Source organism: Corynebacterium sp. HMSC28B08 (genome assembly GCF_001806865.1).
Lineage (GTDB): Bacteria > Actinomycetota > Actinomycetes > Mycobacteriales > Mycobacteriaceae > Corynebacterium > Corynebacterium auriscanis.
Genome location: NZ_KV786158.1, coordinates 1 through 20,200, shown reverse-complemented (window position 1 = coordinate 20,200; position 20,200 = coordinate 1). Strand labels below are relative to the sequence as shown.

General features: G+C 57.8%; 15 protein-coding genes. 8 read left to right on the top strand and 7 right to left on the bottom strand.

Going from position 1 to position 20,200, the window contains the following annotated elements; genetic code table 11:
- Positions 1-28: 28 nt before the first annotated feature.
- Entirely contained in the window at positions 29-835 is an 807-nt protein-coding gene (locus tag HMPREF3098_RS02170; protein ID WP_070433818.1) for a LysE/ArgO family amino acid transporter, read from the bottom strand.
- Between the two features lie 121 nt (positions 836-956).
- Here HMPREF3098_RS02170 and HMPREF3098_RS02165 point away from each other — a divergent pair, with 121 nt between their 5' ends.
- The gene (locus HMPREF3098_RS02165; RefSeq protein WP_371440938.1) at positions 957-1,841 is read left to right on the top strand and encodes an ArgP/LysG family DNA-binding transcriptional regulator; all 885 of its coding nucleotides are present in this window, start codon (positions 957-959) and stop codon (positions 1,839-1,841) included.
- On the opposite strand, the gene HMPREF3098_RS02160 is transcribed toward HMPREF3098_RS02165, so the two are convergent.
- The 4 genes from HMPREF3098_RS02160 to HMPREF3098_RS02145 form a co-directional block, all read right to left on the bottom strand.
- Positions 1,838-2,881 carry a glutathione S-transferase family protein gene (locus tag HMPREF3098_RS02160; RefSeq protein WP_070433817.1) on the bottom strand — a complete coding sequence of 348 codons (1,044 nt, stop codon included), beginning with the start codon at positions 2,879-2,881 and terminating at the stop codon, positions 1,838-1,840. The two genes, HMPREF3098_RS02165 and HMPREF3098_RS02160, sit on opposite strands and share 4 nt — an antisense overlap.
- Before the next feature lie 53 nt (positions 2,882-2,934).
- Positions 2,935-4,782, bottom strand: a complete 1,848-nt coding sequence (ilvD, locus tag HMPREF3098_RS02155) for a dihydroxy-acid dehydratase (RefSeq protein ID WP_070433816.1) — start codon at positions 4,780-4,782, stop codon at positions 2,935-2,937.
- The gene (locus HMPREF3098_RS02150) at positions 4,779-5,333 is read right to left on the bottom strand and encodes a PH domain-containing protein (RefSeq protein WP_070433815.1); all 555 of its coding nucleotides are present in this window, start codon (positions 5,331-5,333) and stop codon (positions 4,779-4,781) included. Before HMPREF3098_RS02150 ends, ilvD begins: the two co-directional genes overlap by 4 nt.
- 80 nt (positions 5,334-5,413) lie before the next feature.
- A complete protein-coding gene (locus HMPREF3098_RS02145) occupies positions 5,414-7,324 on the bottom strand; it encodes a mechanosensitive ion channel domain-containing protein (protein WP_070433912.1) in 1,911 nt (636 codons plus the stop codon).
- Positions 7,325-8,108: 784 nt separating this feature from the next.
- Between HMPREF3098_RS02145 and HMPREF3098_RS02140 the strand changes: the two genes are divergently transcribed.
- The 3 genes from HMPREF3098_RS02140 (at position 8,109) to ilvC (ending at position 11,777) form a co-directional block, all read left to right on the top strand.
- Complete coding sequence (locus HMPREF3098_RS02140; protein WP_070433814.1) at positions 8,109-9,983, top strand: acetolactate synthase large subunit; 1,875 nt, start codon at positions 8,109-8,111, stop codon at positions 9,981-9,983.
- Positions 9,983-10,489: an acetolactate synthase small subunit gene (gene ilvN, locus HMPREF3098_RS02135; RefSeq protein WP_070433813.1), complete on the top strand. Its 507-nt coding sequence runs from the start codon at positions 9,983-9,985 to the stop codon at positions 10,487-10,489. Before HMPREF3098_RS02140 ends, ilvN begins: the two co-directional genes overlap by 1 nt.
- Positions 10,490-10,760: 271 nt before the next feature.
- Entirely contained in the window at positions 10,761-11,777 is a 1,017-nt protein-coding gene (gene ilvC, locus HMPREF3098_RS02130; protein WP_070433812.1) for a ketol-acid reductoisomerase, read from the top strand.
- A 332-nt stretch (positions 11,778-12,109) separates the two neighbouring features.
- On the opposite strand, the gene HMPREF3098_RS02125 is transcribed toward ilvC, so the two are convergent.
- Positions 12,110-12,742, bottom strand: a complete 633-nt coding sequence (locus HMPREF3098_RS02125; protein ID WP_141739640.1) for a hypothetical protein — start codon at positions 12,740-12,742, stop codon at positions 12,110-12,112.
- A gap of 324 nt (positions 12,743-13,066) precedes the next feature.
- On the opposite strand from HMPREF3098_RS02125, the gene HMPREF3098_RS02120 reads away from it, so the two are divergent.
- The gene (locus HMPREF3098_RS02120; RefSeq protein WP_246815813.1) at positions 13,067-14,656 is read left to right on the top strand and encodes an MFS transporter; all 1,590 of its coding nucleotides are present in this window, start codon (positions 13,067-13,069) and stop codon (positions 14,654-14,656) included.
- A 161-nt stretch (positions 14,657-14,817) separates the two neighbouring features.
- Here the strand turns inward: HMPREF3098_RS02120 and HMPREF3098_RS02115 are convergent, their stop codons facing one another.
- Complete coding sequence (locus HMPREF3098_RS02115) at positions 14,818-16,020, bottom strand: alpha/beta hydrolase (RefSeq protein ID WP_070433809.1); 1,203 nt, start codon at positions 16,018-16,020, stop codon at positions 14,818-14,820.
- 388 nt (positions 16,021-16,408) lie between these two features.
- On the opposite strand from HMPREF3098_RS02115, the gene HMPREF3098_RS11475 reads away from it, so the two are divergent.
- The 3 genes from HMPREF3098_RS11475 (at position 16,409) to serA (ending at position 19,826) form a co-directional block, all read left to right on the top strand.
- Positions 16,409-16,552 carry a hypothetical protein gene (locus HMPREF3098_RS11475; protein WP_156963517.1) on the top strand — a complete coding sequence of 48 codons (144 nt, stop codon included), beginning with the start codon at positions 16,409-16,411 and terminating at the stop codon, positions 16,550-16,552.
- A 248-nt stretch (positions 16,553-16,800) separates the two neighbouring features.
- Positions 16,801-17,955, top strand: a complete 1,155-nt coding sequence (locus HMPREF3098_RS02110; protein ID WP_070433911.1) for a GTP-binding protein — start codon at positions 16,801-16,803, stop codon at positions 17,953-17,955.
- 278 nt (positions 17,956-18,233) lie between these two features.
- Positions 18,234-19,826, top strand: coding sequence for a phosphoglycerate dehydrogenase (serA, locus tag HMPREF3098_RS02105; RefSeq protein ID WP_070433808.1), 1,593 nt, complete (start codon positions 18,234-18,236; stop codon positions 19,824-19,826).
- Positions 19,827-20,200: the final 374 nt, after the last annotated feature.

Below are 20,200 nucleotides of genomic sequence, written 5' to 3'. Positions count from 1 at the left end.
TGCTGGGGCGTTTGGTTACTGGGGTGAGCTACACGCCCATCGCCAATCGGGCGGCAATGATTACCATCATGATTCCAATGCCCACATTGATTTTCTGCCACACGCTTGGCTTAGCCAGATGTCGAGACATCGCGCGGGCGCCGAAACCGAGCGCCGGGAACCACGTCAGGGTTGCAACCAGCGCACCGATGCCCAACGCCCATGCCAGATCGCCGTACTGGTGCGCCACACCGCCCAGCATCACAAAGCCGTCGACGAATGCCCCCGGATTGAGCCAGCTCATCGCGATGGCGGTGAGTACGGGTTTGCGGATGGATTCGCGGTTGGGAAGCTGGGTTTGAGCCGGGGTATGCTCCATGGAAACCGCAGTAGATGTGCGCGTGAGGGTCGCTACCTGCGACGATCCGCCATCCACGGGTGTGTCCGCGCTGCCGAGCGTATCCACTGCTTGAGGGGTGTGTGAGGTTGGGGACAGCGTGGCGTCGGTAAAAGAATCCCCGTTCGGCGCGTCAGCGGCCATGATGCCGCGAGGGGTGCGGGCCTCTTTGAAATTGACGAAGGCGAACCACAGGAGGAAGGCCACGCCCGCCCAGCGCAGCACCTGCAACAGCCAAGGAACCCGGCCGACGATGAAGTCCACACCGGCGATGCCGCCAATGACGAGTAGGCAATCCGAAAGCATGCAAACCGCGATGACCGGGCCCAAGGCATGGCGGCGCAGGCCTTGTTTGATGATGAGGGCGTTTTGCGGACCAAGCGCCACGATGAGAGAAATCCATAGTAGAAATCCCTGCAGCATCACATGTAATCCTGCCGAAGTGAAGATGTGTCCCATGATCCTTATTAGCTCCTCTCTGTCCGAGACATAGACTAAGATGACGGCATGATGAAGGCAATCTAACGCTTCTTATCCATCATTAGAACAGCTTAATCACCCTGGTAGAGAGGTAAATACTGTGGCAGGCAAACTGGATTCTCGGCAACTCAACACGTTGTTAGCCGTGGTGGACACCGGGAGTTTCGACGCCGCTGCGGCGTCGCTGGGGATTAGTGCGTCAGCAGTATCGCAACGCATCAAGACACTAGAAAGTGGGATGGGGCGGATTTTGGTACGCAGGACCTCCCCTGCAACGGCCACGCCGGCGGGGGAGATCCTGGTGCAAACTGCGCGGCGCATGGAACTTTTGGAGAAGGAAGCTGAATTGCAGCTGGAGGGGCGATTGAATTCGGTTCCCCTGAGCGTGGTGATTAATGCCGATAGTTTGGCCACGTGGTTCCGCCAAGTGCTGATCGATGCCGCAACGTGGCCCGGTGCTGGATTGAATATCAGCATCGAGGACGAGCGCCACTCGTTGCGAATGCTGCGCCGAGGCGATTGCATGGCGGTGGTGACAACGGAATCGGTGGCCATGGCTGGGTGTGAGGTGGACTACCTAGGTCGTCATCGTTATCTGCCCGTGTGCCAACCAAGGCTAGCCCGGTGGTTTAGTAGCGGCGACTTTACGTGGCAGACGTTGCCGGTGGCCCGATTTGGGGCCAAGGATCGCATGGAGGCGGCCTTCCTGCGGCAGGAGCTGGGAGACTTCAGCCCCTCACCCGAGCGCCGTGAATTCCACATCCCATCGTACGAGGGCATTCTGGATGCGGTGTTGGCCGGACTGGGGTGGGCTATGGTGCCCGAGTCGACGGTGTGGCCACTTATAGAAGAAAACCGGCTGGCGCAATTGCATCCAGCCAGCCTAGAAATCCCGTTGTATTGGCAACGGTGGAAGGTGGAGTCGGTGATGCTGGACCGGCTCACCGACAGCATTCATGCGGCGGCGGCCAGCAGCTTGGATTAGGCAAACGCTCCCGCTTCGTCACCCTCGGTCTTGTCCTCTTCACGCACTGGGCCCGGTGCCGTGCCTTCGCCGAATGGGCTGCCACCCAGCGCTTCGCGACCGTGCTCGGTGTAGAAAATTTTTGGATCCGGCCCGATGGGAACAACACCGGTGGGGTTGATGTCCTGGTGAACGAGGAAGTAGTGATCCTTGATCTGGTGGAAGTTGGTGGTATCACCAAACCCTGGTGTCTGGAACAGATCGCGCAGGTAACCCCACAACGCTGGCATCTCGGAGATCTTGTTCCGGTTGCACCGGAAGTGGTTGTGGTACACCATGTCAAAGCGAATGAGGGTGGCGTACAAGAAGATGTCGACCAGCGTGATGTGGTCTCCCATCAGGTATCGACGCCCCGCAAGGCGCTCTTCCAATTTGTCTAGGGTTCCGAAAAGGTTAGCGAAGGCCTCTTCGTACGACTTCTGATTACGGGTGAAGCCGCACTTGTACACACCGTTGTTGACGTTGTGGAAGATCTCATCGGCAAGGGCATCAATGTCCTCGCGCATGTCCTCTGGGTAGAGGTCGGGAGCACCCTCGCGGGCGAACTCTCCCCACTGGGTCGCCAAATCGGGGATGATGGTGGGGAAGTCATTGGTGACAACGGCTTTCGACTCGATGTCCACGATGGCGGGCACGGTGATGCCTCGTGGGTAATCGGGGAACCGGTGCATGTAGGCGTCGCGTAGCTTACCAATGCCAAGCACTGGATCGACCGAGTCTTCGTATAGGTCGAAAGTCCACGACTTCCAATCGTGGGTGGGGCCCGTCAGCCCTTGACTGATGGCATCTTCCAGTCCCATGAGGCGACGGGTGATGACGGCGCGGTGAGCCCAGGGGCAGGCACGCGCTGCAATCAGTCGGTATTTACCAGGTTCGGCCTTCCACGCTTCACCCTGGCCGGACCGTGTGGTGGAGGAATCGAAGCCGGTGGGGTCAGCGAGGATGCGGTCGTCGATGTAGTTGGTATCTCGTTTGTAGGAATTGCCTTCAACATAGCTCATACCAACTTAGTGTACTCGTCATCTAAATCCTGTGTGGTGCTGGGGCCTGAGGGTTATTTCACTTCCCGAACCGCACCCTTGTCTGCGCTGGTAGCCATGGCTGCGTAGGCACGCAGTGCCTTGGTCACCTTGCGGGAGCGCGTTGTAGGGGTCCACGGGTTGTCGCTCGCTTCCATCGCCTCACGGCGCTTCGTGATTTCCTCGTCCGGTACGTCCAGTTCCAGGCGGCGCTCATGAACGTCAATCACGATCTTGTCTCCGTCTTGGATCAAACCGATGAGGCCCCCATGCGCAGCTTCGGGGGAGATGTGACCTACGGAGATTCCCGAAGAACCACCGGAGAAGCGACCGTCGGTGATTAATGCGCACTTCTTGCCCAGGCCTGCACCCTTGAGGAATGCTGTTGGGTGCAGCATCTCCTGCATACCGGGGCCACCGGAGGGGCCTTCGTAACGAACCACAACAACGTGGCCGGGTTGAACCTTCTTGTCCAAGATCACGCGTACGGCATCCTCTTGACTCTCCACAACCAGGGCGGTGCCCTCGAAGTGCCATAGGCTTTCGTCCACACCCGCGGCTTTGATCACAGCTCCATCGGGAGCGATGCTTCCGCGCAGGATCGCCAGACCGCCGTCGGCAGTGTAGGCATGATCGATATCCCTAATCACGCCGCCTTTGGCATCCGTATCCAGGCTGGACCAGCGGTTGGCTTGCGAGAATGCCTCGGTGGTGCGGGTCCCGCCGGGGGCTGCGTGGAACAACTCAATTGCTTCATCACTGGCTTCACCGCTGCGGATATCCCAGGGCAGCAACCATTCTTTGAGAGACGATGCGTGGACGGTGTGGACGTTCTCGTTCAACTTCCCGCCACGCCACAGCTCGCCCAGAATGGCCGGAATGCCACCACCACGGTGCACGTCTTCCATGTGGAAGTCAGAGTTGGGGGAAACCTTCGACAGGCACGGAACCTTTGTGGACAGCTCATCGATATCGTGCAGATCGAAATCAACCTCACCCTCTTGGGCTGCAGCCAAGATGTGCAGGACGGTGTTGGTGGACCCACCCATTGCCATGTCCAGGGCCATTGCATTTTCAAAAGCTTCACGTGTGGCGATGCTGCGTGGTAGCACGGAATCGTCGCCTTCACCGTAGTAGCGCTTGCACAGGTCCACGATGGTGGTGCCGGCCTGCGTGAACAGAGCGCGACGAGCTTCGTGAGTGGCGAGTGTGGAGCCATTGCCCGGCAATGACAATCCCAAGGCCTCGGTCAGGCAGTTCATCGAGTTCGCGGTAAACATCCCGGAGCACGATCCGCACGTTGGGCAGGCTGCCTGCTCCACGTTGAGTAGGGATTGTGCGGACACTGCATCCGATGCTGAAGCCGAGATGGCGGTGATGAGGTCCGTCGGAGCATGGGCTACACCGTCTTCCACCACGGCCTTACCGGCTTCCATCGGACCACCGGAAACGAACACCACTGGGATGTTCAACCGCATCGCGGCGTTCAGCATGCCGGGGGTGATCTTGTCGCAGTTGGAGATACATACCAGCGCATCAGCTGCGTGTCCGTTAACCATGTATTCCACGGCGTCGGAAATAACTTCGCGCGACGGCAAGGAGTACAGCATGCCCGCGTGGCCCATGGCGATGCCATCGTCGACGGCGATGGTATTGAATTCGCGGGGCACACCACCAGCCTCGCGGATGGCATCGGCCACAATGTCACCTACGTTTTTTAGGTGCACGTGGCCTGGCACGAACTGGGTGTAAGAGTTGGCGATCGCGATAATGGGCTTGTCGAAATCGCTATCGGTCATTCCTGTGGCGCGCCAGAGCGCACGGGCACCTGCGGCATTGCGACCCTGGGTGGTGACAGCGGAACGAAAGGGGATTGCGTTCATCGTTTTTCTTCTCCGGACTTTGTGTTATTGGATTCGTATTCCGCGCGGCGCTTCGTTTCGTAGTCCGCGTACTCGTCTTGATCCATGAGGACGGCGTATCCGTCCTTGTGCACGACTTGAACCTTTTCCTGCGTCGCACGACGGCCGGCTGTCACCGGGTCTGGAATTCGGCCGTCGGTTGCCTCGCTCAGGGTGGCGAGCGAGTTGAAGCTCACACCAGGCAGCCACATCATGTCGTCATTGTGGCTGGTGGCAAAACCCTTGCCCGCTTTGTTGAAGCGGATGGATTTGAAATTCTCCCATTCCATCTGACCTGACTTTTTCAGGAGGTAGCGCGTGGAAATCCCTTGCGGCCCCACCACGGTGCGGACGCGCAGCACCCACACAATAAACAGAAGCGGGAGAATCGGTACCCAGAAAAACCATTTAACGTTGTAACCGGTGAACATCAGGCAGATGAGGAACATCACAAACGCTGCCAACACATGCTCACGGCTCGGTCGAAAAACGGTGTTTCGCTCTGGGCTGGGGGATGCTGGGCTTGAGCTCATGGTGCTATCTTAATCAGCTTTTCTTTTTAGTCCGACGCCACCCCGCCCCATTCCATCGAGGTTGCAGCGGGGAAAACTCTTTATCGGGTTGCGTCGGGTGCGTTTTCTGAGGCCCCGTTGGCGCCACCCGCTCCACGGTCAGTGGCGCTATCGGTGCCGGGGTTGTTCCCACTCTGGGGATTGGCGGTTGGATCAGTTCCCCGCTGCGCCGTTGGTGCGCCGGGGGATTGGTTGGTGGTTACCGCGCCACCTGGGTTGGGACCTTGGTCCGTATCTGTCGGTGGGTTGGTCTGTGACGAAGGTGCTTGGTTGCCATCGTCGGTGTTCGTGGTGGTTTCTTCCACGGAAGAGGATGGCTGCTCCGACTGGTTGGGGCTGGGTTCTGTTTCGGATGCAGTGGGTTCGCTAGTTTTGGTTACCCGCCATTTGTCGGGGGAGAGGACACCCGCATTGCCACCCTCTGGGTTGCTGGAGAATATCGCCAGCAGCCCTACGAAAAGAAGCGCGATCATGAGTGCTGTGGTCGACCAGCGCACGCGGCCACCCAAGCTGAGGATATTCTTGATCCTCGTGTCGTATTCCTGCCGCTGTGGCTCGAATTCCTGTAGATCGTCCTCGCTAAATCTATCCGCGTCGAGGCCCTTGCCTGGCCCGTGGTCGCTCGGCGCGATTGGGGCGGCGGCTTCGGCGTCGTCATCGGCGGGAGACTGGTTCTCTGGGATGAGTTTGGTGCCGGTCTCCCCGTCGGCGCGGGCTGATACGGGCGCGGTCTGGCTTGCGCCAGCATCCGTACCGTCAGCTGCGCCTGCAGCACCCGCAACACCAGTGGTACGTGTGTTTCCCTCTGGGTTTGCAGCGTGAGCAGCGCTTGCGTCGTTCCCTACCCCTGCAGCACCCGCAACACCAGCGGCCGGGAACACAGCTGTGGGGCCAGCATTAGTCGCCGCAGCGGAACCTTCCTCGTCCCGCGTATGTGCGGGATGACCGTCAACAGTGCGGCGCGACCATGTGGATGAAGGCGCAGTAATGCCCTCGGTAGAACGATTGGGCGAGGGGAAGGCTTCGGTGGGGGCCGTGTCGGCGTCGGAGCGAGAAGGAGAAAGAGCGCCTGCGACCTGCGGTGGGCGTGATGCGCCAGTGCCGATGGGGGCGCCCGGCAAATCGTAGCGATCCCAGAAAACGTTTAGAAGCGCAGAGCGAATCACGCGTTCAACAGCCCACTGCATGGCGGGGTTGACCTCGGCGTTGATGCGGAAATTCACCGACCACGGTTGGCCGGCGGCGACGGGGGCGATGATCTCCGTGGCGGGGAGGATTTCGATTTGCCCGCGCACGTCACTGACGATGGACGGGTCCTTGAGCGCGTGGTGAACCGTGGTTTCGACCGTGGATATTAGGTCATCCATAGCTTCACCGGGGAGCAGTGGGATGGCCAAGTTGACCACCGCACGCGACCATTCCTGCGAATAGTTTGTGATGACGCCCGCCGAGCCATTCGGAACCGTAACCAATTCGCCCGAAGGGGTGCGCACTTTGGTGGCGCGCAGGGTCAGCGCCACGACAGTGCCTGAAATGTCGCTGGCTGTGCCGTCGAAAGACACGAAGTCGCCCACACCGAATTGTCGCTCAGAGATGATGAAGAATCCGGCGAGGAAGTCGCCAATGATCTTCTGCGAACCAAAACCGATGGCAGCGGTAAGGACGGTGGCGGGGAGAGCAGCTCCGATTGGTGGCACGCCCAAGTTCGTGAGCGCCAACATGATGATGATGAAGAAGCCGATGGCTTGAATGACATAGACCAAGGCACCAATGAGTGCGAGCCGTGTCTTCGTGGCTTCTTCACCCTTACTGAAGCGACGGGCAATGACGCGCACTGCCAAGCGCCCCAGCCTCGGTAACAGGATGGCGCACAGGAGCAACGCGGTGAGGGGGATGCCGTGGTTGACGAACCACTCCCACAACTGAAATAGGAAAAATTTCAAATCCACCATGAGTGCCACGTTACGTGAGTAGTGCGACACTCCAATGCGAAGCATGAGTGTCCCAACTACTTCCCAGCTTGTGTGGCTTGAGTTCCCAGGCGCGTGCGGGTGAGCGCAGGAGACCCCATGACCATCTTCACCGCCCTACTGAGTTCCCAGGCGCGTGCGGGTGAGCGGGTGTGGGTTGGTTGGGGGGTGCGGGTTGGGCGCCGTCACCGAGTTCGCGTCGTGTGGGCCGGTGCTTGAGTACTCGGGCGCGTGAGGGTGAGCGGATGCTGGTTGGGTGCCGTCACCGAGTTCGCGTTGTGTGGGCCGGTGCTTGAGTACTCGGGCGCATGAGGGTGAGTGGGTGCTGGTTGGGCGCCGTCACCGAGTTCGCGTCGTGCGGGTCGGTGCTTGAGTACTCGGGCGCGTGAGGGTGAGTGGGTGCATAAACCGTGGATTACACGCAGTTCGCAGGGCGGTTTTGATGTTCACCTGTTGGGATAGTTGTGCCGTATTTTGGGAAAACTATGGTCAAGGGGGGTGAAAAGTTTGACGGTTTGGTTGTGCTGGTATAAGCTGCTGGCATGACTTCCAAAGAAATTATTCGAGTAGTCGTAGCGTAGGGGCGCCCAGCACCCTCGACCTCACGAACTCGAATCAAGGCGCCCCCGACCCGGAGACCACCGGTAACTCGGGGGCGTTTTTCATTGGATGACATGCCCTCAACTGCCCAGTGAACTGTTGTCACTCGTCAGGCGCCGTGGAGCGTACGGAGACGACAACGCACCCTAAGCAAGGAGCGAGCAACGTGACAGACACATCACGCTCTCAACCAAGTCCAGCCATGCTGGCAAACCGCAGCGCCGGCAAAGCGGCCACGGTGCAGCCAGAGCGAATTAATGGCGCGCAAGCGATTGTGCGTTCGCTAGAGGAGCTCGGTACAGACGTCGTATTCGGCCTCCCTGGTGGCGCGGTTCTGCCACTGTATGAGGCCTTGTATGACTCAACTCGGCTGAATCACATTCTGGTGCGACACGAGCAGGGGGCGGGGCACGCTGCCACCGGTTACGCTCAGGTCACTGGTCGAGTGGGTGTATGTATCGCAACATCCGGGCCGGGTGCAACCAACCTGGTGACCCCCATTGCCGATGCCAACATGGACTCGGTTCCGATTGTGGCGATCACCGGCCAGGTGGGCGCCAACCTACTGGGTACGGACGCCTTCCAGGAAGCGGATATTCGGGGTGTGACCATGCCGATCACCAAGCACAACTTCATGGTGACGCGTCCAGAGGACATTCCGGCCGCGATCGCCGAGGCGTTCCACGTAGCCAGCACCGGCCGCCCAGGTGCGGTGCTGGTAGACATTCCCAAGGATGTCCAGAATGCAGAGCTGGATTTCGTCTGGCCCCCGGCGTACGAGCTTCCGGGGTATCGCCCGGTGACCACGCCGCATAGTCGCCAGATTGAAGAAGCCGTGCGTCTAATTAGCCAGGCTTCTAAGCCCGTGCTGTACATCGGTGGCGGTGTGATTAAGGCCGATGCGCATGCGGAGCTCAAGGCAATTGCGGAAGCGAACAACATTCCCGTGGTGACCACGTTGATGGCTCTGGGGTCGTTCCCAGATTCGCACCCGCTGCACATGGGAATGCCGGGCATGCACGGCAGCGTACCGGCGGTGGCTGCTTTGCAGCGCTCCGACCTGCTGATTACGATTGGCGCGCGTTTCGATGACCGTGTGACGGGTCACGTGGAAAGCTTCGCACCGAACGCAAAGGTCATTCACGCCGATATTGATCCAGCGGAGATTGGCAAGATCCGGGCCGCCGATGTGCCGATCGTGGGCGATGCGCGTGAGGTACTGGCTGCGCTGCACGATGCTATCGATGCACTGGGCTTACCTAAGCCACAGACTGACAATTGGTTGCAGTATCTAGGCAATCTGGTTGATGAATTCCCGCGCGGTTATGAAGAGCAGCCAGACGGCAAGTTGGCACCACAGTTTGTTATCGAGACACTGTCTAAGTTGGCGGGCCCCGAGGCCATTTATGCTGCTGGCGTGGGGCAGCACCAAATGTGGGCTGCGCAATTCGTGGATTATGAAAAACCACGCACATGGCTCAACTCCGGTGGACTCGGAACGATGGGCTACTCCGTTCCAGCCGCGATGGGCGCGAAAGCCGGCGCTCCCGATAGGGAAGTGTGGGCCATCGACGGGGATGGTTGCTTCCAAATGACGAACCAGGAATTAGTGACCTGCGCGGTGGAGAACCTACCTATCAAGGTTGCGCTCATTAATAACGGCAACCTGGGTATGGTTCGACAGTGGCAGACCTTGTTCTACGACAAGCGCTATTCTCATACGAACCTCAAGCCGAAGGAAAACTACCTGCCAGACTTCCTCATGTTGGCAGAATCCATGGGATGCGCGGCTTTCCGTGTGACTAAGGCTGAGGACGTTGAACCCACGATCCGCAAGGCCCAGGAAATCAACGACCGCCCGGTCGTCATCGACTTCATCGTCGGCGAGGATGCTCAAGTGTGGCCCATGGTTGCGGCGGGTACCTCCAACGAGGAGATCCAGTATGCGCGTGACCTTCGCCCACTGTTTGACGATGAAAACTCCGCTGCTGAAAACCCAGCGGATATCCACGAGGTTACCCAAGAAGGGGAGCAGAACTAATGTCCGAAGTTCATACTCTTTCAGTCCTGTGCGAGGACGTGGAAGGCATTATTTCCCGTATTTCGGGGATGTTCACGCGCCGCGCTTTCAACATCCTCTCCATCAGTTCGGGCCGCACGGAGGTAGAAGGTGTTAACCGGATCACCATCGTGGTGGAGGGTGAAGATCACATCATTGAGCAGATTACGAAGCAACTCAATAAGCTGATCCCCGTGTTGAAGGTGACGCGCCACGACCCAAAGGCGATTGTCTCTCGTGGTTTGCTGATGGTGAAGGTATCCGCGGATAACTCCAACCGCACCCAGGTCGTGGAGGCGGCGAAACTCTTCCGTGCTCATGTGGTTGATGTTGGTCCTGAATCCCTCATTGTTGAGTGCACGGGTACTCCGTCTAAGCTGCAAGCTCTGCTGGATGTGCTGGAACCATTTGGTATCCGGGAGCTCGTGGAATCCAGCTTGACTGCGATTGGCCGTGGCCCGAAGGCGATGTATCCTGCCAGGCTCTAACGTGGTCGGGCTGACGTACCTCACCGTCTCAAACGTGGCGCTACGAGTAGGCCAGGCTCTAACGTGGTCGGGCTGACGGCTTAGGTGCTGACTCTCTACATTCGACGGAGCGAAAGTGACACCACCTCCGCTCTGCCAAAATTCCACATTGTGAACACAATCATCCCATACCGTGGAATGAACTGTGATATAACTAGTTACGTGAATGCGTCACTCACGGTCGTGTGAGATCCGGGGTGAACGCACATTTCGACGAAAGGATCCCTAAATTATGGCTATCGACGTTTTCTACGACTCTGATGCTGACTTGTCCCTGATTCAGAATCGCAAGGTAGCGATCATCGGTTACGGTTCCCAGGGGCACGCACACGCCCAGAACCTCCGCGATTCCGGAGTCGAGGTCGTCATTGGCTTGCGCGAAGGCTCCAAGTCCCGTGCAAAGGCCGAGGAAGCGGGCTTCACTGTAAAGTCCAACGCCGAGGCGGCCGAGTGGGCAGATGTGATTATGCTGCTGGTTCCCGATACTTCCCAGGCCAAGGTCTTCACCGAGGAAATCGAGCCCAACTTGAAGGATGGTGATGCGCTGTTCTTTGGCCACGGCCTGAACATCCACTTCGGCCTGATCAAGCCAGCTGAGAACATCACCATCGGCATGGTTGCTCCCAAGGGGCCAGGCCACTTGGTGCGTCGCCAGTTTGTGGACGGCAAGGGTGTTCCCTGCTTGATCGCTATTGAGCAGGACCCGAAGGGCGAAGGCCGTGACGTAGCGTTGGCCTACGCATCTGCAATCGGCGGCGGCCGTGCGGGCGTCATCCCAACGACCTTTGAAGCAGAGACCGTTACCGACCTGTTTGGTGAGCAAGCCGTGCTGTGTGGTGGTACGGAAGAGCTGGTCAAGACTGGATTTGAGGTCCTGGTCGAGGCTGGATACGAGCCTGAGATGGCATACTTCGAGTGCTTGCACGAGCTAAAGCTGATTGTGGACCTGATGTTCGAGGGCGGTATCAAGAACATGAACTACTCCGTGTCTGACACGGCGGAGTTCGGTGGCTACCTGTCCGGTCCTCGCGTTATCGATGCGGGCACCAAGGAGCGCATGAAGGATATCCTCAAGGACATCCAGGACGGCACCTTCACCAAGCGCCTCGTGGCCAACGTTGAGGGCGGCAACAAGGAGCTCGAAGATCTGCGTGCTTCCTACAATGACCACCAGATCGAGAAGACCGGCGAGAAGCTGCGCGATCTGATGAGTTGGGTCAAAGTAGACGCACGCGCGGAAACCGCATAAACACAGGTCAGGAGGTTGGGGGGGGAGGTCCTAGCCCGATACTTGCCCGTGACGATGGATTAAACCCCTGCGGAATTCGAGGCCTCTAAGTGCTCGGAATGCTCGGGGTACTCGGAATACTTCGACCGGCTAGGGCCCTCCGCGTACTCGCAAAGCAGAATGAGATGCGTCCCGCGCGCGGGTTTTTAGTCGTTTCGTTCTGCGAATCCAGCGCGGCCGCCCCGGTTCCGGCGTGGCCGCCGTGATTTCAGCATGGCCGCCCTGATTCCAGCGTGCCCATCCCGGTTCCGGCGTGGCCCAGCTCCAACAAGACGCCCTCGCTGTAGCCTCCATTAATCCACCCCGAACGCTTGCCCCGCGATGACGATTCCCTTCGTGTTCGCCGGCACAATCCACGATCCGTACAGCTTCGTGACCTTTCCCGGCTCGGCTCCCATAATCCAATCCTGGTAGCCCGAGCCGTCGACCATGCAGTACGACGAACTGATAATCTGCCGGCTCTTGCCCGCATCGTCGACGATCGTGGGGTCATCCAGAAGTACAGGGTCATTACCCTGGCCGGGCACGGCCTTCACGTCAAAAGTGGCTTTGACCTGCACAAGTTTCTGGTCCTCCTGGAGTTTCCCCACATTCGAATCGCCGTGATCATCGAACCCGAACTCGCATTTATGCCCAGCGCTCAGCGTGTCAATGGTCGCTTCCGCACCAGGAACGACCTTGCCATTCGAATACACTGGAATGGGCTGATTTAGCTGCGCTTCCTTCGGCTTCGGCCGCTTTTCCGTGATCTCAGGCGCCAGCTCCGAACTAAGTGCCTCAGGCTGGCTGCCTTCCTGGTTGCCGGGGGTTTCTTTATCCGACGCCCCGCTCGGCCCACCTTCGCCATTATCGGCATTGGAGCCACAACCGGTGATCGCCAATCCGGAGGTTAACAGAATGGAAGCAAGGAGCATCTTTCGTCGCATGAGTACAGGGTACCGGTAATCATCTGAGCAAATCGGCATCTATTAACTTGCAGGGTGCCACTCAACGTGAGGATGCAAAGTGTGCCTCTATCCACTCGATAGTTCCGGGCCGTCTTCCGTTTCGCAGGACGGACAGTCTTGTGGTGAGGGAGCTGGGTGAGTATAGGTTCTCATAAGTTTTTGACCTTGTGGGCATCAAGATTTCATTAAGTTACCGATACAGATGTTGAAATCGGTAGGGCTTCTGCGCTATTTGTTGAACACGTGTCTATTTTCTCCCCAGATGATTCTGAAAAAGATCAGCCATTAGGAACGGCTATAGCTGTGTCGAGCGATGTAGCAGATGCCGATGATTCCTATGGGTATGGTCCAAACCACGTAGAGGAGGAACGTAGTAAGCAGATCGCTGAGCGATCGCGTGAGAAGCCGCTCGAGCAGGATGATGTCACCGTCGTCGATAAACCACTGGTAAAGAAAGCCGTGACCGCAGCGTCATTGGGCAATTGCATGGAGTGGTATGACATGGGCGTGTTCGGATTCCTCGCCGCGGGTGTGACCGAACAAGTCTTCTATGGTGAGAGCGACTGGGCCCGCGTAGGTGTCTTCGGCACCCTGGCGCTGGGGTTTGTCATCCGCCCATTCGGTGGAATCTTCTTCGGATTCCTCGGAGATAAGATCGGCCGCCAGAAGGTGTTGGCGCTAACGATGCTGCTGATGTCCCTGGGAACTTTCCTTATCGGTTGCCTGCCAAGCTACAATTCGATCGGCATTTGGGCTGCCGTGGGTCTGCTGGCATGCCGTTTCTTGCAGAGCTTCTCCACCGGTGGCGAGTATGCCGGTGCGACTACTTTCATTGCCGAATACGCCCCTGATAGGAAACGCGCGTTTTTAGGCAGCTGGCTGGACTTCGGTACCTATGCTGGATTCGCGATTGGTTCGGGAACGGTTACGCTTCTCACCGCCGTCCTGGGAACCGAGACAATGGTGGATTGGGGCTGGCGAATCCCATTCCTGATCGCGTTGCCCATGGGCATGGTTGGCTTGTATATCCGCTCTAAGCTGGAGGATAGTCCGGCTTTCAAGGAGGAGCAGCAGAAGTCCGAGAATCGCCAGAAGGCCGACGATTCACGCTCGCGGTTCAAGGAAATCTTCAGCACTCACCGTCGCGCATTTCTTGTGTGCCTCGGGCTGGTAGTCAGCTTCAACGTTTTGGTCTATGTTCTCACCAGCTACCTTCCCAGCTACTTCACTGGCGTAACCGAATTCAGCGCGAACCGTGCCAACATGCTGGTGCTGTACGGATGTGTTTTGATTGTTGTTTGCATCAATATGTTCGGTCGGCTGTCCGATCGAGTCGGCCGTCGCGTGCTGATTCTGGCCGCAGCGATTGCGCAGTTAGTGCTCGCGTACCCTGTGTTCTTACTCTTCCGGATGGATAGCCTGCTGGCACAGATAGTTGGGGTGACGATTCTCGGAGTAATCTTGGCATGTTTCGCTGCGCAACAGGCTGCGTCGTTGCCAGCACTGTTTCCCACCAATGTCCGTTTCAGTGCTCTTTCCATCGCTTTCAACATCGGTATCTGCATTTTCTGCGGCACGATCCCACTGGTGGCGGATGCTACCTTTACCGGGTTGAAAGGCAAGGTGCCGGACAACATCTCGATGATGATTCCCGCATTCATGCTGATCGGCGCGTCTATCTTATGCCTTATCTGCCTGCGCTTTGTAGGTGAGAGTGCATTGCAGCCACTGGAGGGGTCGAAGCTTCAGGTGGATGATGAAAGTGAGATCGAAGAGATCCTGCGCGAGAGCCGTCATCACCACAACACGTGGAAGCGCACACATGGCCGGGGCAACCGGAATCACCGCGGTGGCCGGAATCAGGGTGGTACCCGTGATCACCGCGTAGTCTAAATTACCGCCTTAGGCGGGGCAGCCGTGCTTGTCGGGATTACCGTGGTGGTCGGTGCAGCCGTGCTAGTAGCGATCACCGCGGTAGTCTCCATAGCAAGCACGATCGGAGTGGCTCAGTTACGGAAAACGGGATAACCAATGATGACTATGGGGCAATCCACCTATTTGAACAGAGCTTTCTCGAACGTTGGCCAAGAATCGGCCAAACTGCGCCGGAATACTCCCCACTGGTGCGTACCGGTGGGGTAGAACTTCGAGGTCACCGGCACGCCCTCGGCACGAAGCCGGCTGTTGAACGCGTGGGTGCACAAGTTAGCGCCCATGTCGATAGGTCCTCCAGCGATCACTAGATTGGCTGCAAAATCTCTATCACCTGGCGCCAACGGGTTAGTCAGCGTGAGGTCATCTGCCCCCGCCAATCCAGAGGCCGAGGAGATATATACAGCGAGCTCTTTACCTTGGTAATCCGCGCGCAGCTTGCGAGCGTTCAAATATGGGTCGTTGTATTTTGCGTAATCGCTCGAGGTCTCGCCCCACATATCGGTGGGTGAAGCACCGTCTTCACGACGATCAAGCACGGTGCTGACAACAAACCGCCCCAGCAAGCTGGTGGTAGACGCGCAACCGGAGAACGACCCGACGGCGTCGTAGAGGCCGGGATTGTGTTGCGCTGCAAGGAGAACCGATGTCGCGGACATCGAAACGCCCATAATGGCGCGTTTCTTATTCGCGTTCAAGGCAGTTTCGAGCGGGTCGGGCAGCTCGCGGGTGAGGAATGTCTCCCACTGCTGCTTAGCGAATTCCGGGTTGGTTCCTTCACCACGTCGCCAGTCCGTGTAGTAGGTGAATCCGCCCGTGATCGGCATAACAACATTGACATTCCGCTCGCCATAGAATTCAATCGCGTTGGTGTTCGCGAACCAACCGTCACCACCATCTAGCCCGTTGAGAGCGTAGATCGTAGGTGCGTTATCGCGCTTGGCTGGATCTTTGGGTCGTAGGACCAACAGGGGAACGTCCACTCCCATCGCTTCGGAGTGCGCGGTTACCTCAATAACATTTTCATGGCGGGCTGCAATTTGCCGGAATGATTCTTGATCGGAATAACCTGGCGTACGGTTGTCCAGCTTGATGGTCGCGGGCTGTGCAGGCGGAATCTCATCTGGCGCCTCATAGAGTTTTCCACCTGGCAGGAAGCTCAGGCCACCGTTGTTTCCGGAACTTAAAAGTGCGGAACCCGTGGGTTCGTTCGTATTCGATGGTATCTCCTGCGCGGAGGCTACGGCGACTGTAGACGAAAACGTGGTCGCAGCAGTCAGTGCGAGTGTCATCGCCCGTCGGTGGGATGCAGAGAGGTATTTCACGATCTTCCTTCACTGGTGGCTGGGTTATCCAACAACAACTTATGGCAGAGCTACCTATAGACAACTCTTGGTGAGGTCATCTAAAGACAACTGGGGGCTGGGTTATCCAACGACGGAACGCGCGTGGATGGGGGATCTAAAAATCGGTCCCTAGCTACTGCGCTTCTGAATTCTCTGGCGGAAACCAGTTGACAAGATAGTTGAACGGCAGGCTGTATAACGCGTGAGGTGGTGGGGGCCTTCGCCAAACGTGCAGTTAGAAATCCGAATTCTATTTCGGGTGTTACTCTAACATGAAGTGATGATGCCACCATTCTGGTAGGCCCCCGCTGGGGTAGCATGTCGCAGCAGATTGTTCAACACCGTAATTAAATGAAGGAAGTGTTCAATGGAATTTGAAGCTCTCATCCCATTCTTTGACCCCAAAATTTGGGATCCAATTATCATTGCTATCACGAACGTGCTGGGTCCGATTGCTCAGTTCTTTGGCCCGGTTGTGGCTGGCTCGATGACGGCCACTGGTTCGCTCTAGCCGGGGGGGGACTGCCGCTTGAGTTCCGCTACGGTGGCTGGCTCGATGACGGTCACTGGTTCGCTCTAACCGGGGGGACTGCCACTCGGGTTGTGCTTGGGCAATTGTGGGGTGATTTAACCCTGCGCGTTTTGGGGCGCGGCGGTTCGAGGTCCATTCAATTAGAATTCATATCGACAAGCATTGTCATTAGTGTAGTGTGGGAACCTCGATAGTTGAAAACGCGAGGAGGTTCGCACCATATGACCATGAACACGACGGCGGAGTCGCGCCTACAGGCACAGTCGGGAGGGCCCCGCCAGACCCCTGTCACCATTCTTTCGGGATTTCTGGGTTCTGGTAAAACTACGCTGCTTAACGAGCTCCTTGCTGATGTCGCAGGGCTCGCCGATCGCCGAGTAGCCGTTGTTGTTAACGACTTTTCGGAAATTAATATCGACGCCGCCCTCATTGCCAATGAAGGTCACGTTGAACGAGGCGAAGATCGCTTTATCGAGCTCACAAATGGTTGCATCTGCTGCACGCTGCGCGAAGACCTGGTGGAATCTGTTGGAAAACTCGCGCGATCGGAGGAGTTTGATCAAATCATTATCGAATCCACCGGTATTTCTGAACCCATGCCCGTCGCTGCAACGTTTGAATGGCGGTGGGAGGATGGCACTCGTCTGGCGGATATAGCACCCATCGATACCATGGTGACCTTGGTGGATGCTAGCCAATTTCTTTCCATGATAGCTACTAAGGCCAAGCTCACGGACCGTGAATTAGGGGCAGTGGAAGGCGACGAACGCACCATTGCGGACCTGCTCGTTGACCAGGTGGAATTTGCTGACAAAATCTACGTGACCAAATCGGACCTCGTATCACCCAAACAATATGCGGCGACAGCCGAATTGGTTCACCGTATGAATCCGCGTTGCGGCGTCGAAAAACTTGTAGAAGGACAAGTAATCGACGAAAAAGGAAACAGTCGACCAGCAACCAGTGACATCCTTGGGGCGAATCTATACGACGAAGATACCGCGCGAGCATTCCAGGGGTATATGGATGAATTGGCAAATCCGCATACTCCGGAAACGGAAGAGTATGGCATTAGTTCCATCATTTTCCGCGGGGCGCGCCCGTTGGATCGCACGCGCTTGATTCAGGCGCTGCGGGCAACTAAGGGATTGGTGAGATCTAAGGGTTACTGCTGGATTGCTGACAGTTTGGAGCACGTGCAGGTGTGGCACCAGGCCGGGCCAGATCTGCGAATTCAGCCGGCGACCTTGTGGAAGGGGAGTGGTATGACACCGGGCAATGAGGTCGTATTGATTGGTGTGGGATTTGATGCGGAAGCGGCGCTGAAGCGATTTGAGGCGGCAATGCTCACGGATGAGGAGGCTGCGGCGCTGGTGAAGTAGGGCAGGGATGTGGTGGCTGCGGCGCTGGTGAAGTAGGGCCGGGATGTGGTGGCTGCGGCGCTGGTGAAGTAGGACCAGGAAGTGGTGGTTGCGGCGCTTATGTGATCGGTAACACATTGATAAAACTGGGGGAAGCCGAGCCACTGTCGCAGGCACCATCTAAGATGTGAACTTGTCGCACGTCGCAGGTGGGAATCAATTCCCCGGGAAGGCGTGGGCCCTGTTGCTCGGCGCGGTCGTGTCGAGGAGCGGGAAGCCAATTTTCGCAGGAGTCATTCGTGAGCCAGAACACCCGTCCAGTAGTCCTCATTGCCGACAAGTTAGCGCAGTCCACCGTTGATGCGCTGGGAGATTCCGTTGAGGTGCGCTGGGTTGATGGACCCAACCGCCCAGAACTTCTCAAGGCAGTAGCAGATGCCGATGCTTTGCTGGTGCGTTCCGCAACCACCGTCGATGCCGAGGTGCTCGAGGCAGCTCCGAAGCTGCAGATCGTCGGTCGCGCCGGAGTCGGTCTCGACAACGTTGATATCAGCACCGCCACCGCCAAAGGCGTGATGGTTGCAAATGCGCCAACCTCTAACATCCACTCCGCATGTGAGCACGCTATTTCATTGCTGCTTTCTACTGCTCGCCAGATTCCTGCCGCAGACAAGACCCTGCGCGATGGAGAGTGGAAACGCAGCGCCTTCAAGGGTGTTGAGATCCTTGGTAAGACCATCGGTATCGTCGGGTTCGGTCACATCGGTCAGCTGTTCGCACAGCGTTTGGCTGCGTTCGAGACCGAGATCATCGCTTACGATCCTTACGCTAACCCTGCTCGCGCTGCACAGCTGGGTGTGGAGCTCGTTGAGCTGGATGAGTTGATGGGTCGTTCCGACTTCGTCACTATCCACCTGCCCAAGACTAAGGAAACTGCCGGTATGTTCAATGCCGAGTTGCTGGGCAAGGCAAAGAAGGGGCAGATCATCATCAATGCTGCTCGCGGTGGCCTGGTGGATGAGCAGGCCCTAGCAGATGCCATCAAGTCCGGGCACATCCGTGGTGCGGGATTCGACGTTTACGATTCCGAACCATGCACCGATTCTCCGCTGTTCGAGTTGGACGAAGTTGTCGTGACGCCACACCTAGGCGCATCCACGGTTGAGGCTCAGGACCGCGCTGGTACCGACGTTGCGGCTTCTGTTCTGCGCGCCCTCGCGGGAGACTTCGTACCGGATGCTGTGAACGTGTCTGGTGGCAAGGTCAGCGAGGAGGTTGCCCTGTGGTTAAACCTGGCTACCAACTTGGGGCGCGTTGCGGGTGAGCTGTTGGGGGCAGCTCCAACCGCAGTGAACGTGACCGCAAAGGGTGAGTTGTCGTCTGAGTCCGTGGATGCGCTGGGCCTCGCGGCCCTGCGCGGTGTATTTACCGGTTTCATCGACGAGCAAGTGACTTTCGTTAACACCCCTACCATCGCCGAAGAACGCGGTGTGCAGCTGGAAGTTAGCACGCACGACGAGTCTGTCACCCACCGCTCGGTGCTGGAGGTGCAGGTAGTGGCTCCAGATGGAACTACCGCGACCGTGACAGGTGCGCTGACTGGTTTGGAGCGCGTGGACAAGATTGTTCGAATCAACGACCGTGGCTTGGATCTGCGTGCCACCGGTTCCAACCTGTTCTTGGTCTACAAGGATCAGCCGGGTGCGCTGGGCCGTGTTGGTGTGGCGTTGGGTAACGAAGGTATCAACATTGATGCTGCTGCACTATCCCCGAATGAGGGCGACGGCTCTGCAACTCTCGTGCTGCGCGTGGACCGCGAAGTACCAGCGGAGCTGATGGAGACGATCAAGGCGGACCTCTCTACGACCGCTGCGTTCCAGCTGGATTTCTAAGGGGTAGGTTGCGGATGTAGATTCCGCGGAACTCCTAGAATTTGGGCGGGGGCCCACGCTATTCGCGTGGTCCCCGCTTTTTCGTGCGCAGGTGTTGTGGGTGCGTGGGTGCGTGGGTTGTTGTGGGTGCGTGGGTGCGTGGGTGTTGTGGGTGCGTGGCTGCGTGGGTGTTGTGGGTGCGTGGGTGCGCAGGTGTTGTGGGTGCGTGGCTGCGTGGGCTTGTGATGCATCGTGTGTCGGAGAAGCAGAATGAGATGCACACGGGCGGGGAGTTGTTCGGGAAAGCAGAATGAAATGCCCGGGAATGCGTGGTTGTGGTGTTTGTCGTTCTGCTTCGTCGACGTGGGGTGGGGGAATGATCGGGAAAGCAGAAT

Excerpts from the sequence above, each read along its gene's own strand:
- HMPREF3098_RS02170 (WP_070433818.1), bottom strand. The coding sequence starts at position 835 with ATGGGACACATCTTCACTTCGGCAGGATTACATGTGATGCTGCAGGGA.
- HMPREF3098_RS02160 (WP_070433817.1), bottom strand. The coding sequence starts at position 2,881 with ATGAGCTATGTTGAAGGCAATTCCTACAAACGAGATACCAACTACATC.
- ilvD (WP_070433816.1), bottom strand. The coding sequence starts at position 4,782 with ATGAACGCAATCCCCTTTCGTTCCGCTGTCACCACCCAGGGTCGCAAT.
- HMPREF3098_RS02150 (WP_070433815.1), bottom strand. The coding sequence starts at position 5,333 with ATGAGCTCAAGCCCAGCATCCCCCAGCCCAGAGCGAAACACCGTTTTT.
- HMPREF3098_RS02145 (WP_070433912.1), bottom strand. The coding sequence starts at position 7,324 with ATGGTGGATTTGAAATTTTTCCTATTTCAGTTGTGGGAGTGGTTCGTC.
- ilvN (WP_070433813.1), top strand. The coding sequence starts at position 9,983 with ATGTCCGAAGTTCATACTCTTTCAGTCCTGTGCGAGGACGTGGAAGGC.
- ilvC (WP_070433812.1), top strand. The coding sequence starts at position 10,761 with ATGGCTATCGACGTTTTCTACGACTCTGATGCTGACTTGTCCCTGATT.
- HMPREF3098_RS02125 (WP_141739640.1), bottom strand. The coding sequence starts at position 12,742 with ATGCGACGAAAGATGCTCCTTGCTTCCATTCTGTTAACCTCCGGATTG.
- HMPREF3098_RS11475 (WP_156963517.1), top strand. The coding sequence starts at position 16,409 with ATGGAATTTGAAGCTCTCATCCCATTCTTTGACCCCAAAATTTGGGAT.
- HMPREF3098_RS02110 (WP_070433911.1), top strand. The coding sequence starts at position 16,801 with ATGAACACGACGGCGGAGTCGCGCCTACAGGCACAGTCGGGAGGGCCC.